At 57.6% G+C, this 13,691-nt stretch carries 13 protein-coding genes; 8 read left to right on the forward strand and 5 right to left on the reverse strand.

Annotation, left to right across the window (positions count from 1 at the left end; all coding sequences use genetic code 11):
* The first annotated feature begins 25 nt into the window (after nt 1-25).
* Together QMG40_RS06030 and QMG40_RS06035 are read left to right on the forward strand one after the other, a co-directional pair.
* A complete protein-coding gene (locus tag QMG40_RS06030) occupies nt 26-361 on the forward strand; it encodes a GNAT family N-acetyltransferase (RefSeq protein WP_283529052.1) in 336 nt (111 codons plus the stop codon).
* Nucleotides 362-1,123, forward strand: a complete 762-nt coding sequence (locus QMG40_RS06035) for an SDR family NAD(P)-dependent oxidoreductase (RefSeq protein ID WP_283529054.1) — start codon at nt 362-364, stop codon at nt 1,121-1,123. It begins immediately after the preceding gene.
* A gap of 32 nt (nt 1,124-1,155) precedes the next feature.
* On the opposite strand, the gene QMG40_RS06040 is transcribed toward QMG40_RS06035, so the two are convergent.
* Nucleotides 1,156-2,763 (reverse strand): MFS transporter, encoded by a 1,608-nt coding sequence (locus QMG40_RS06040; protein WP_459252963.1) that lies wholly within the window; start codon nt 2,761-2,763, stop codon nt 1,156-1,158.
* A gap of 187 nt (nt 2,764-2,950) precedes the next feature.
* Nucleotides 2,951-4,669, reverse strand: coding sequence for a phosphoenolpyruvate--protein phosphotransferase (locus QMG40_RS06045; protein WP_283529058.1), 1,719 nt, complete (start codon nt 4,667-4,669; stop codon nt 2,951-2,953).
* A gap of 128 nt (nt 4,670-4,797) precedes the next feature.
* On the opposite strand from QMG40_RS06045, the gene QMG40_RS06050 reads away from it, so the two are divergent.
* Together QMG40_RS06050 and QMG40_RS06055 are read left to right on the forward strand one after the other, a co-directional pair.
* Nucleotides 4,798-5,439 carry an alpha/beta hydrolase gene (locus tag QMG40_RS06050; protein WP_283529060.1) on the forward strand — a complete coding sequence of 214 codons (642 nt, stop codon included), beginning with the start codon at nt 4,798-4,800 and terminating at the stop codon, nt 5,437-5,439.
* A 116-nt stretch (nt 5,440-5,555) separates the two neighbouring features.
* Nucleotides 5,556-6,485, forward strand: a complete 930-nt coding sequence (locus QMG40_RS06055) for a hypothetical protein (RefSeq protein ID WP_283529062.1) — start codon at nt 5,556-5,558, stop codon at nt 6,483-6,485.
* A 43-nt stretch (nt 6,486-6,528) separates the two neighbouring features.
* Here the strand turns inward: QMG40_RS06055 and QMG40_RS06060 are convergent, their stop codons facing one another.
* Together QMG40_RS06060 and QMG40_RS06065 are read right to left on the reverse strand one after the other, a co-directional pair.
* Nucleotides 6,529-7,680: a baeRF3 domain-containing protein gene (locus tag QMG40_RS06060; protein WP_283529064.1), complete on the reverse strand. Its 1,152-nt coding sequence runs from the start codon at nt 7,678-7,680 to the stop codon at nt 6,529-6,531.
* A gap of 153 nt (nt 7,681-7,833) precedes the next feature.
* A complete protein-coding gene (locus tag QMG40_RS06065; RefSeq protein ID WP_283529066.1) occupies nt 7,834-9,123 on the reverse strand; it encodes a DUF445 domain-containing protein in 1,290 nt (429 codons plus the stop codon).
* A 22-nt stretch (nt 9,124-9,145) separates the two neighbouring features.
* Between QMG40_RS06065 and QMG40_RS06070 the strand changes: the two genes are divergently transcribed.
* The 4 genes from QMG40_RS06070 to QMG40_RS06085 are packed head-to-tail and all read left to right on the forward strand — an operon-like array spanning nt 9,146 to nt 13,041.
* Nucleotides 9,146-9,991 (forward strand): glycerophosphodiester phosphodiesterase, encoded by an 846-nt coding sequence (locus QMG40_RS06070; protein WP_283529068.1) that lies wholly within the window; start codon nt 9,146-9,148, stop codon nt 9,989-9,991.
* A gap of 14 nt (nt 9,992-10,005) precedes the next feature.
* Nucleotides 10,006-11,877, forward strand: a complete 1,872-nt coding sequence (locus QMG40_RS06075) for a glycoside hydrolase family 15 protein (protein ID WP_283529070.1) — start codon at nt 10,006-10,008, stop codon at nt 11,875-11,877.
* 31 nt (nt 11,878-11,908) lie between these two features.
* On the forward strand, nt 11,909-12,733 hold the full coding sequence (locus QMG40_RS06080; protein ID WP_283529072.1) for an AzlC family ABC transporter permease: 825 nt from the start codon (nt 11,909-11,911) through the stop codon (nt 12,731-12,733).
* The gene (locus QMG40_RS06085; protein WP_283529074.1) at nt 12,730-13,041 is read left to right on the forward strand and encodes an AzlD domain-containing protein; all 312 of its coding nucleotides are present in this window, start codon (nt 12,730-12,732) and stop codon (nt 13,039-13,041) included. Before QMG40_RS06080 ends, QMG40_RS06085 begins: the two co-directional genes overlap by 4 nt.
* Here the strand turns inward: QMG40_RS06085 and QMG40_RS06090 are convergent.
* Nucleotides 13,018-13,680, reverse strand: coding sequence for a DUF5684 domain-containing protein (locus QMG40_RS06090; protein WP_283529076.1), 663 nt, complete (start codon nt 13,678-13,680; stop codon nt 13,018-13,020). The two genes, QMG40_RS06085 and QMG40_RS06090, sit on opposite strands and share 24 nt — an antisense overlap.
* Nucleotides 13,681-13,691 lie beyond the last annotated feature (11 nt).

Genomic DNA, 13,691 nt, shown 5'->3' on the forward strand with positions numbered 1-13,691 from the left:
CTGCTCAGTGTGCCAAGCTCACTTTATGAGTGTGAATGCAGCCCCAGATTCTGACCCCTTTGATGCAACGGTGCGGATGACCCGCAATGATTCTTTGCATCAGTATGAACTTTTTGCGGCCAACGATTTAGCCGTGGTCATCACCTTCGAGGATTTACCAGGGCACGTAGATCTCACCCATACGGTGGCCCAAACGGGCTTCGAAGGCCGGGGTCTGGCCAAAGTGCTGGTCCGGTACGCGCTCGATGACGTAGTGGCTTCGGGGAAGAGAATCATTGTGCACTGCTCGTATGTGGCTCACTTCATCCAAAAGCATCCCGATCTCTACACGCAGTACACCGACCTTCCCCAGGAGGCATAAGTGAACCGGCCAACCGCGCTCATTACAGGTGCCACCTCGGGCTTGGGTGCCGAGTTTGCCCAACAGCTTGGCCGTGCCCAGCACGATTTAGTGCTGGTTGCCAGGGATGTGCCGCGCCTTGAAGCGAAGGCTGTACGGCTGCGAAATGACTTTGGCGTTCACGTGGAGGTTTTGCCAGCGGATTTAGTGACGGACGACGGCGTTGCCTCCGTTAGAGCCCGGCTGGCGGACCCTGCCCGGCCCGTCTCGGTGCTCGTGAACAATGCAGGCTTCAGTTTACTTAAACCATTTGAAGTCAACAGCATCCAGGATGAGATCGCGCACCTACGCATTCTGGCCCAAACTCCCATGGAGCTGATGCATGCTGTGCTCCCCGGGATGTTGGAACGCGGCAACGGGAGAATTATCAATGTTTCCAGCATTGCGGGGTTCATCCCCAGAGGCAGCTACGGTGCAGCGAAAGCTTGGGTAATCAACTTTAGCCGCTTCGCGAACCTGAGATACGGTGCCCAGGGCGTAAAAGTGAGCGCCGTGTGCCCCGGATTTGTGCACACCGAATTCCACCAACGCATGGGTGCCAACATGGGCGGGGTTCGTTCCTGGATGTGGCTCAACGCGGATCAAGTGGTGCGTGAAGGGCTCATTGACAATGCAGCCGGCAAAGCAGTGTCAATCCCGTCAAGGCGTTATGCAACGCTGATGGGCTTGGCCAAACTGCTTCCTGACAAAGCTCTAGCGGCCGCGGGAAACCGCGGCCGCTAGTGCCAGGCTCAGCCGGCGTTGTTGGCTTTTGTTCAGTTCTCGGAGTTCTCCGGGCGGCCCACGGTGATCGGGATGCCTGTGCCAGGAGTTGGCGGCTCGTAGGTTTCATCGAAAGGCAAGTAGTCCATATCCAACAATGGATTTTCATCCTGCGTCTCAACCAGCTCACGTGCTTCTGCTTCCGAAGCCACGCTGGGCATGGAGCCAGGTAGCGGCTTTTGTGAGGATTCACGCAGGAAGTAAATGCCGATGGCACCAACTGTTGATGTCAACATCAAATAGTAGGCAGGCATCATGTCGTTGCCGGTAAGTGTGATCAGACCCTTCATGACGAAGGGTGCTGTGCCACCGAAAATTGCAACGGCAAAGTTGTATGAGATGCCCATGCCACCGTAGCGGCTTGAGGTCGGAAACAGTGCCGGCAGCGAGGACGCCAGGTTGGAGACGTAGAACGTTACAGGGAAGGCGATGAGCGCCAAACCGAGCAAAGTGGACCAGATATGCCCCAGGCTGATGAACATGAAGGCTGGGGTTGCCAGCACCACTGTGCTCAGCGCACCAATCCACAGCACGGGACGGCGTCCGATTCTATCGGAGAGACGTCCGGCCAGGGGTATGCACAGAGCCATCGCCACCAAGATGGGGATGGTGAGTATGGTTCCGTGGACGGGGTCGTAGCCCTTTGATTCGGTCAGGTAGGTCGGCATGTAGGACGTGAGAGCGTAACCCGCTGTGTTGGCTGCGGCCACCAGGATCATCGCCAGCAGGACCTGGCGCCAATACACCTTGACCAGTTGGACGGGGCCGTTTGAGGTGTTCTCGTCGCCAGCGGCGGCAGACTTTGACTTCTCCTCGTTGGCGTCAAGAGTTGCCTGGAACTGGGGGGATTCCTCGATTTTGAGGCGGAAGTAGATGGCAATCAGGCCCAACGGACCGGCGATCAAGAATGGGACGCGCCAGCCCCACGCCTCCATGGCTTCCTGGCCAAGAGTTAGCTGCATCACCGAGACCAGCGAGGCGCCAATTGCAAAGCCCATGTAGCTGCCGAGGTCCAAGATGCTGGCAAAGTAGCCGCGGCGCTTATCTGGGGCGTATTCGCTGACGAACGTTGTAGCGCCTGCGTACTCGCCGCCTGTTGAAAAGCCTTGGACGAGCTTAACCACGACCAGAAGCACTGCAGCCCAGATTCCGATCTGTGCATAGCCTGGCAGAAGACCAACGGCGAATGTGGAGGCAGCCATGACTATCAGCGTCAGGGCCAGTACCTTTTGGCGCCCAACTTTGTCACCGAGCCAACCAAAGACCACGCCACCCAGAGGGCGCGCTATGAACGTGGCAGCAAAGGTACCAAGTAAGAAGAGCGTCTGAACGTCCGGGTCTGCATCTGGGAGGAAGACTGGACCCATGGTGGCGATCAAGTAGCCGAACACACCGACGTCGTACCATTCCATGGTGTTTCCAACAACGGTGCCACCCAGTGCCTTTTTGAGCATGGGGCCATCAACAATATTTACATCGTCAACACCGAGTCTGCGCTTTTTAAGTTTAGGCATCCGGGGTTTCTTACCCCGGGGCTGCGCTCGGGTCGGGGTGTCTTTTGTACCCGTTTCCGGTTGAGCCAAGCTTGGATCTTTGGGCATTTGTTCATTCCCTTAAGGAGGTCATTTGCTTGCGACTTACTACAACATCGCTACGGGCAGACCACAAATTCTAGCAGATGGGACATTGTGGACCTTTAGATCAGACAATGTCAACCGTGAAAATACCGGTGGAGAATACCTCTGACAGCCCTCTCCACCGGTATTTTTCAACGTCCGGGCGTTTACCTCAGAGGCCTAGTTCTTTTAGGGCAGGAAGTGCATCGCGGACGAGGTCGCGAGCCTCGGTTGCCGATGACGCAGCAACTGCCTTATGGGCGAGTTGGCGGGCCTGTGCCAACGTGACTGTGCGCAGAACTGCGGCGACGGCCGGAAGCGCTCGCGCAGTCATCGACAGTGAAGAAACACCCAGGCCCGCAAGGACCACGGCGAGGACAGGGTCAGCTGCCGACTCACCGCACACGCCCACCGGCTTAGGTAGTGAGTCTTCAACCGCCAGGGAAGCTGAATGTTTCGCCTGGGAAATGGCGCCTTCTACAGTTGCTTGGATCAAAGCTAGGACGGCAGGCTGCCAGGGATCGTTCAACGCGGCTAGTGGGCCAAGCTGCCTGTCGGCTGCCATGGTGTACTGCGTGAGATCGTTGGTGCCCAAGCTGGCAAATTCCACTCGGTCAAGAATATGCCGTGAGGTCAGTGCCGCGGAGGGAACCTCAACCATGACCCCTGGAATTTGCAGCCCGGCCTCCGCGCATTGGGCAGCAAAATCTGCGGCCTCGGCCGGTGTTGAAATCATGGGAGCCATGACCCAGACCACGGCTTCACTCTGAGCTGCCGCGTCTGCAATGGCGCCAAGCTGCCGGAGGAGAACCCCGGGGGTGGTGGTCTCAGTACGGTACCCGCGAACACCCAGTGCGGGGTTTGGCTCTGTGGAATCAGTCAGGAACGGTAGCGGTTTATCCGCGCCCGCATCCAAAGTCCGTACAACAACTTTTTGTCCGGGGAACGCGTCAAAAACTCCCTTATAGGCGGCCACTTGATCGTCATGGCTGGGCTCGGTGCTATTGCCAAGAAAACAGAATTCCGTGCGCAGCAGACCAACACCTTGGGCCTTAGCTTCTGCGGCTTCCTGTGCATCCTTAGCGCCACCAACATTTGCAAGAAGAGGCAGCAATGTGCCACAGCCAAGCTGTCCGTTCCCGTCGAAGACGCTGAGCAGGGCGGCTTTCTCCTGCCAGAGAGCCACGGCTGACCGTTCATTTTCGCCAGGCTCGGTGCTCACCACTCCGGTTGAACCGTCAACGAATATTAGCGAATCCTCAACGAGTTCATAGGCACCTGCGGCAGCAACAACGGCCGGCAGGCCCAGCGCGCGGGCAATGATGGCTGTGTGTGACTGCGGACCACCGCCGGCGGTAACCAAGGCGATGACCTTTTCCGGGTCAAGTGTTGCTGTGTCTGCCGGGGCCAGATCTTCTGCCACCAAAATGAACGGTTCAGGGAAGTCTGGAATCTCCGGCACCTGAACCCCGCGCAATACGGCAATAATGCGCAACTTTACGTCGTGGACGTCGTGTGAACGTTCAGCCATCATGCCGCCAAGGTCATGCAGCATTTGTGCCACCGACTCGCCAGCTTCCCAAATGGCCCTTTCGGCAGAACTTCCGGCGTTGATGAGCTTGATAGCTGCTTTGATCAACATAGGATCGGTGGCCATGAGCGCGGTGGCTTCGAGCACGTCCTTGCCAGCACCGGTTGCACGGCTGGCGCGGTCCTGGAGCTGAGCTTTCACTGTTGCCCCAGCGTCCTTGAGGTTTGCCGCAGCAGCCTCGGGCGTCGTCGAACTTTCCAACTGTTCACCTGCGGGCGGCTCTGCCAGGGCCGGTGGCATGTGCCGGACGGGGCCAATGACGCGGCCGCGGAAGACGCCAACTCCAACAAAATTTTGCATAGGTGCTCCTTCGAACTCAATTTCAGGACCTGGCTGGTCTCGCTTGCAAGCTGCGCTGATGCAAGCGTATCAACGCATTTCTTATGGTCTCCCCGGCAAGGAGACGTGTCTGCTCTAGGCTTGGCCGTATGGATACCGTTTTATTCTCGCGGACGGAAGACGCACGTGAGGGCACACCGCTTTTATTGTTGCTGCACGGGTATGGCTCGGATGAAAATCGAATGGCGGCGCTCTTTAATTGCATGCCAAAAGGGTTCACGTGCGCGGCCCCGCGGGCACCGAGGGAGATCGCAGGGGATCGCGGCTGGTTCCTGCTGGATTATTTTCTGACAAACGACTTTGCCGAGGTGGTTGGTGCCGCATCGAGCGTTCTTGGCTGGTTAGACACCCTCATGAAAAAATATAAGTTCAGTTCTGTCTCGGTTCTTGGTTTCTCACAGGGTATGGCCATGGCCACCACTTTGATGCGGCTGCGCCCGGAGATGTTCACTGCCGGCGTTGGGCTCTCAGGCTTTGTACTGGAGAATGAACTGCTCGCTGCCATGGAACCATTGGCGGTAAAGATACCCTTTTTCTGGGCCCGGGATCCAGAGGATCTTGTGATTAACCCGGATGCCACGGAATTCAGCGCTCAATGGCTTGCCGCTAACACTGAGCTGACGAAGGCTCGCTACGCAGGCATTGGCCACGGTATGGGCGCCGAGGAGCTAAGTGATGTATCCGCTTTTCTCACTGGCCACGTGTCTGGTTCTTTTGTGCCAGGTGTCTAGGGCACAATTCAGCCCGAACCGCTGGGTCCACTGAAGCCGCTTAGTTCTCCTACAGTGAACTCCAGGTTTCTGGCACAGTTGCCGGTTACCCTATTAAACACAGAAGGGGAGGGGAAATGATGGCACGCAAAGATCTCAACCACGTAGGCATTCCGTCCGGTCCGGGATTCGCAAAATCTGCAGGCAAGCCCAACCCGGCCGTGAAAATGGTGGCCGGGGCAGCTTTTGACGAGCAGGGCGCTCCCGCCCCAGCCGTACACGGCATGCTGCTGCGAGCAGTTGAAGTTCAGCGCCCGTTGGTGCTGGCTAATTTGCGGAGGTTGCGCAAGCGGCACCCGAACGCCACGGCGTTTGAGCTAAGCCAGCGTCTAGAGCGGGATTTTCTCAACGGCGTTGGTACGGGAGGTGCTGCCATTGGGGCCACAGCCATTATTCCGGGCGTTGGAACCATCGCTGCCCTGTCCATCTCTGCCGCAGCAACAGTTGTGTTCTTGGAAGCCACCGCGCTTTACGCGCAATCTATCGCCGAACTCCACGGCGTCAGGTTGGCGAATCCGGAAAGTGCCCAGCTCACTGTCATGGCCGTCATTTTAGGTGATGAGGGGCAAGCCATGTTGGCTGGCCTGACGGGACATGCGCTGGGGTCAGGCAAAACGCCCATGCAGGCCTGGGGGAAAACTGTCAGCAAAAGTATTCCACTGACAACTGTCCGCAGCCTTCTTGCACCCATGCGGAAAAAATTCCTCAAGAAATTCGCGCTCAAGGGAAGCGCCTCCGTTGTGGGACGGGCATTGCCGTTTGGTATCGGCGCAGCCGTTGGCGGGGTGGGCAACTACATGATGGGGAAAGCTGTCATTGCCTCGGCCAACCGTGCTTTTGGACCGGCTCCGCTGGAAATCCCGCATGAACTACTGGCCGAACTGAATGCCACGGCCAAGGCACCTAAAGCCGCCAAGGCCCCTAAAGTCCCGAAGGCGCTCAAAGCCGCCAAGGCCCCTAGAGTGCCGAAAATGCTTAAGGGACCCAAACCGCCTAAGTTACGTTAAATCCTTACAGTTCCCTGAACCGTTAGAGCCTTCAGCTCAATGGTTAATACCTTAGGATCGCAGCAACCTCGCTGTTGGGCGCAACAGTTTGGGAAGTCGCAAAGATCAGTCCGTTCGTGTGTAGCGTCGCCACTGCCGCCGCATCAACAAGCTCGCAATCGGCGAATCTTTCATCAGCACCGAGCTCCACAACCGGGGCGTCATCATCCGTGGCTCTTTCCCAACACCAGGGATCGGCTTTAACGAAGAGAGTTTCTACCCGGCCCGCTGTAGCCGCCTCGAGGATCGTGCGCAGATCGCCGGAAACACGTCCAGTTCCGTTAAGTTCCTGGAATCGCCCGATCACCCGGGCACGCTCTGCGCGTAGCCGGCTCTCGATTAGTGGCCACGCCATCTTGTGCAGCTCGTCCTTGGAGAGCTGATCGGGATTGTGCTCGATCGCCTCATCAATGACGTTTGAGTACGTGTTGACCTCTCGATAGGCGGTAACGAGGTGTTCCAAGCCCACAAGCACCATTGGAATTGTTTGACCGGCCAGAATGTCCTTCACGCCCGTGGACACGCTGCGAAGGAACTGCTGGACCTCAATGTCCTTCACATGCCGATCTCCTGCACCGTGTCCGTAGAATACGGCAGAGCCTCCGCGACCGGCCGAGGCGGCAGGCCTAGCCATAGTGTCTGATCGGGGGTCTCTGGGGATGCTGGCATCCTTCAAACTGGTGGGGACATCGGTGAGCTGTAGATCTCCCACGGTGTTGCGGCTTCCTTCCATCAATCGGATTTCGCGCTGGCTCAGGGCTAAAACGAGGAACGCTCCGTCACCGGAGAGGAGTCGCAACATTGGGCCAAGGACTGCTTTGTCACCAACCGTCGCCAGGGTGGGCATGGGCGCTGCTACCCGGAAGGTGCGCTGGCGATCCTTGCTCAAAAACATGGCCAGACCATCACTCATGTACTGCCACTCCATGGCGTCATCACGCAGCTGATGTGCCGGGGCAAGCAGATCATCGATCTCTGCCTGCTTCATCCGTTTTCCGAGGGACGCTTCGACTCCCGCCAGAAGATTTTTAAATCGCAGCCGGTCCGCATCCACACCCCGGCCAAACCTGTGTGTGGGCATGAATAGAGAGATGTTTAGGCCCCCTTGTCCCGGTTCCGCCAGTGCTGCGATATCGGCGCTTGTCAACAGATCCACGAGTCCTCCTGCGTTCGAGTTGGCTTACACTCTTACCATACCTTGGACCGTTATCAGACCAGCTTCTTGGTTGCGGGCGCACTTCGGTGGATGGTGGGCTGTGGCAGGCGTAGCCAAATCCGTGCGTGCTCTTTCCAAATCCGTGCGCGCTCTTTAACCGAACACCAGCGTTGCAACCGTGAAGATGGCCAGCCCAGCCAGTGAACCAACCACTGTGCCGTTAATGCGGATGAACTGAAGATCCTTGCCCACCTGCAGTTCAATCTTCTGGCTTGTCTCCTCAGCATCCCAACGCTCAACCGTATCTGTGATCAGTGAGGTGATCTCGTGCTTGTAGGTTCCCACAAGGTAGGCCGCAGCATCTGAAATCCACTTGTTGACCTTGGCCGACAGCTCAATGTCCTGGACAAGCCGGGTGCCGAAGTCCCGGACGGCTGCCGTGAATTTTATCCGCAGCTCTGAGTTGGGGTCTTCAACGGCTTCTGTGAGAGCTGACTTGATTGTTTCCCAGGTACGCCCTGCCAGTTCGCGAACTTCCGGATCCCCCAGCACCTGGGCCTTGATGGACTCAGCCTTGGCGATCATGGCGGGGTCATGTTGCAGCTCTTGAGCCAGTTCCTTCAAATAGCTATCCAGTTGTTGGCGAACCTGGTGGTCTGGGTCTTCCTGAACTGCGCGGGCAAACTTGTAGATCTCGTTGTAAATCTTGTCTCCCACCAGTCCGTCAACAAATTGTGGGACCCAACCGGGGGAGCGGTCTGAGACAAGACCACTAATGGTTGTGTGGTTTGCCCGGATCCACGTTGCGGAGCGGTCAATCAACAAATCCACAAGTGAATGGTGGTGGCCTTCGGCAAATATCCGCTCAGCCAGTTTCCCGATGGGTGGTCCCCACGGCGGTTCGAGCAAGTGCTTGCGCACCATGGACTCAATGATGTCCTGGACGTCTTCATCTTTAAGCACCGCAATAGCACCGCGCAACGCAGCCGCGCCCTCCGTGGCAACACGTTCGGCGCTCGCAGGCTTTGTCAGCCAGGTGCCGACTTTCTGCGCAATTTCGATCGTTGCCAGTTTCTGGGCAACAACAGTTTCCGAGAGGAAGTTGGTTTCCACAAACTCCGCCAAGGATGCGCCAATCTCATCCTTGCGGTTGGGAATGATGGCAGTGTGTGGGATTTTGATTCCCATGGGGTGCTTAAACAATGCTGTGACGGCAAACCAGTCGGCAAGCGCGCCCACCATGCCACCCTCTGCGGCTGCCCGGACGTATACAAGCCACGGGTAGTGGTGTTGCAGTGCAAAGGCAAAGCAGAAAACAACAGCCATGAACAGCAGTAGCCCCAGCGCAATGTTCTTCATGCGTCGCAAGGCCGCAGCTTTTTGAATGTCAGGATGCGGTACCGGTGAGGTGCCAACCGGGCCAAGTTGTTCTGTCTGCGCCATGAAGTAAGCGTAACGTGATGCCATGACAGTTCAGATCTACGCCCACCGTGGGGCGAGCGAGTTGTATGCCGAACACACCCGGGCAGCCTATCTTCAGGCTCTTGCCGAGGGCGCAGACGGGGTTGAATGCGATCTTCACCTCACGGCTGATGGCGAACTTGTTCTGATTCATGACGACGAGGTGAGCCGGACCTCCAACGGCTCCGGTGCAGTAGCGGCATTGACGCTTGCCGAGCTGCGTGGATTGGATTTCAGCTCGTGGCATGGGGCGTCCATTCCGCCCAGCTACGGGACTACAAGCACACAATTGTTATCGCTTCCTGAGCTGCTAAAGATACTTGGCGGGGCGGGCAGGACTATCGGCTTAGCCATTGAATTCAAGTACGGGGCCGTGTTCGATCCCGTGCTCATTGAGGCCACTTTCAAAACGCTGCGTCGCCACGGTTGGTCCCCCGAGAACTCCACCGCCGGCAATGTGATGATTTCATTTATGAGTTTTCACCCTGCAGCGGTGAAGTATTTGGCCGTGCATGTGCCAGCAAAACACTTATGCCAGCTGTTGGAACTGATTGATGGCCAGGACGCCTACGCCAACCAGGAGTTGGTCTCCCTCATGCGAGCTGCCATGGCTGAAGGGGAACAATTATTGGACGACGGCGTTGCGCACCTGGCCGGGCCCGGCGTCGAGTACCTGCGCACTTTCCCGGAAAAAGCAGCACGGTGGCTTGCCAGTGGCAGAACCTTCCGAGTGTGGACTATTGACACGGCAGATGACGTGCAGTTGTGCCTGAGCGCAGGGGTGAGAGAACTAACAACCAACAAGCCACGAGAGATTCGCTCACTGCTGGCCGCAGAGCGGCGTATTTAGCAGCTATTGGTGCCATGTGGAACCATAGAACCATGGCATCAAGAATTGAAGACTATGCACTGCTTTCCGACCTGCACACGGGAGCCCTGGTGGGCCGTGACGGAAGCATTGACTGGCTGTGCTTTCCCCGCTTTGATTCGCCTGCGGTGTTCACCGCCCTATTGGGCAACTCCGACAACGGGCGGTGGCTCATAGCGCCAACCCATGCGGATGCGAAGGTAGCGCATCGGTCCTATCGTGGCAGAACTTTTGTGCTGGAGAGCGAATGGCAAACACCAGAGGGCACGGCACGCATTACCGACTACATGCCCGTGGGAGACCGCCGAGCTTCCATTGTGCGCCGGATCGAAGGTTTAAGCGGCAACGTTGAGTTTGGTCAGACGATCACCATGCGCCCTGGCTATGGCAAAGTCTTGCCCTGGGTGCGACGCGTTGATGACGGCAATGATACGGAAGCCATCGTTGCCGTTGCCGGACCAGACGCCCTGGTTCTTCGCGGCGATGAGCTGCCTCACGCCGTCGACCGTGAACACGCAGGAAAGTTCACCGTGGCCGCCGGGGCCAGAGTGGAACAGGAATTGATGTGGTACCCCTCCCACCGCCCGGTCCCCACCGCCATTGACACCGATCTGGCGCTGGAACAAACCTGTGCGTACTGGGAGGACTGGGCGGCCCGTTATAACAAGGACGGGAAATATGCCAGCATTGTGGAGCGTTCGCTGTTGGTCCTGCGTGCGCTGACGCATGAAGACACTGGTGGCATCGTGGCAGCGCCAACCACTTCGCTACCGGAAGATTTTGGTGGGGCACGGAACTGGGACTACAGATTCTGCTGGTTGCGGGACGCTGCGCTGACGCTTGAAGCCATGCTCACGCACGGCTACGCGGACGAGGCTCTGAAATGGCGTGACTGGTTGTTGCGGGCTGTTGCAGGAGACCCCGAAGACTTGCAGATCATGTATGGACTGGCAGGAGAACGGGACCTCTCTGAGGGCGAGCTCTCGCATTTGTCCGGCTACGAGGGTGCCCTGCCGGTCCGGATCGGCAATGGGGCAGTGGGACAGTACCAAGCCGATGTGGTTGGCGAAGTCATGGTGGCTCTTGAAAAACTGCGCCTAGCCGGTGGACACGAGGACCATTTCTCGTGGCCGCTGCAACAAGCAATGCTTGGCTTCATTGAAAAGAATTTGCAAGCAAAGGACCACGGCATCTGGGAAATGCGCGGGGACCTGCTGTACTTCACGCACTCGCGGGTCATGATGTGGGCGGCCTTTGACTGTGGAGTCCGAGCTGTTCGCAATCATGGTTTGGAAGGAAGGGTGGAGCTCTGGGAGAGCATTAGGGAACAGCTCCACGCTGAAATCATGGAGCACGGGTTCAATAAGGAACTCAACACGTTCACTCAAACTTATGGCGGAACAGTTACCGACGCATCGTTGCTTGTTATTCCTCAGGTCGGGTTTGTTCACTACAACTCACCCGAGATGCGCGGTACCGTCACTGCTTTGGAAAACGAGCTTGTGGATAAGCACGGCCTGATTCTGCGCTATGAGACATCTGCGGGTCTGGACGGACTGGCGCCGGGGGAACACCCCTTCCTTGCCTGTTCTTTCTGGCTGGTGGAACAATATGCGCACACGGGACGGCGGGATGAGGCCGTAGCGTTGATGGACACTTTGGTGGGATTGGCCAATGAGGTGGGCCTGCTCAGCGAGGAATATGACATGGACCAAGGCAGAATGGCCGGGAACTTTCCGCAAGCCTTCTCGCACCTGGCCTTGGTCCGGGCAGCAGATGCGCTGCACGGTACCGAGAATCTGTGCTTGTCCAGCGATCCGAACAGCACAGTGGCCGAAACTGAGCCCGCAGACATTCTTCAGACGTGAGGACATCCCTGCAGCCTGAAAATCTATGGAGATGAAACTTAGAGATTCACCGGCCGCCAAAATCGGGGTCTCGATTGCCGTAGCCACCGGGCTGTACGGGGTATCTTTTGGTGCGCTTTCAGTAGCCTCCGGTCTGAGCTTTTGGCAGACAATGGTGCTGAGTTTGTTGCTCTTTAGCGGGGGTTCACAGTTTGCGTTCATTGGTGTGGTGGCTGCCGGTGGTACTGGCGTAGCCGCAATGAGCGCTTCGGCACTATTGGGTATCCGCAATGGTGTTTACGGGATGCAGCTGAACGCTCTGTTGGGTCCCAAAGGATGGCGCCGTCTGGCTGCTGCCCACATCACCATCGACGAATCAACTGCAACAGCTACCGGACAAACGGATCCCGACGAACAAAAGCGCGGATTCTGGGTGGCAGGGCTAGGAATTTTCCTCTTGTGGAACCTTATGACTGCTGTGGGTGCCGTCATCGGTGACGCCTTGGGAGACCCCAAACAGTGGGGACTGGACGGGGCCGCAGTGGCGGCATTCCTAGGCTTGTTGTGGCCGCGAATCAGGGCATTCCAACCGGCTGCGATCGCTGTGGTCTGCGCCGTTGTAACACTGCTGGCCGTGCCGCTTGTGCCCCCGGGTGTGCCCATTTTGGTGGCTGCCCTGGTAGCTGGACTGATTGGCTGGTTCAGAAGCGGGAACTCACCTGCTCATGCACTAGGTCACGTCCAGGACGGCTTGGAACCCGATATTGATCCATACCAAAACCACCCCGGCACCCGCGATCCCATAGGCACCAGTCAGAGCGCTAACGACGGCACTACTGGCAGTGTCGATGACAGCGCACAGGGGAGCAGGGCATGAACATGTGGGTTTGGCTACTGGTGGCGGCCGCAGTTTCCTATGCCACCAAATTGCTGGGCTACCTTGTGCCAGCTAAAGTACTGGCCAACCCGCGAATGTCCCGCGTGGCAGGAACCCTAACAATAGGGCTTCTGGCTTCGCTCACCGTTGTTAATGCGGCAGCAAGCGGTACAAGTGTGGTGCTGGATGCTCGAGTCGGCGCCCTGGCAGGGGCGGCAATCGCCCTCTGGCTCAAGGCGCCGTTTCTCGTGGTGGTGCTGGCAGGTGCGGGCGCCGCCGCCGGGTTAAGGCTGCTGGGTTGGCCCTGAGCCGTACGGGTTCTGGTTGGGATCCTGCTGGCCGTACTGAGGCTGAGAGTGTTGCTGCTGTTGCTGTTGCTGTTGCTGTTGCTGTTGCTGTTGTTGGCCATATTGCTGCTGCGCGGAGGGCTGTCCATACTGTTGGCCGTACTGTTGCTGGGCGTACTGTTGCTGTCCGTACTGTTGCTGGGCGTACAACTTTTGATCGGTGCTCATGTAGGACGGGCCGCGGTACTGGGCATCCCCGTAAGAGAGGATCGCAGCAAAAATAAGCGGGAGCAAAACCAGGCCAACGGTGAATCCGGTGTCTTTGCCGAACGACTTGGACATGTCATTCATGATCACAATCACCATGTAAATGTTGAAGTACGGAATAAACAGGAACCAGAAGTGTGACTCGGGACGGCCCGTCATTTTCACCATGATCCACGAGCTATAAAAAGGTACGAAGGCTTTCCATTTCGCGTATCCTGCCTTCTCGAATGCACCGGCCCAGGCGAGGCCTGAAAGGGCAAAGGCCACCAAGAAAATCAGCAGGTAGAGGCCGAGCGTCATAGCGATGATTGCCAGGACGGCACCCGGCTCCATGGTGCTGTCGCTGTAATAAGGGTCGTCGTAGCCGTCAAGGGCAAGAAAGGAAGCAAGCATGGTGCAACGTT

The sequence above is a fragment of the Arthrobacter antibioticus genome (genome assembly GCF_030063205.1).
Taxonomy (GTDB): Bacteria; Actinomycetota; Actinomycetes; order Actinomycetales; family Micrococcaceae; genus Specibacter.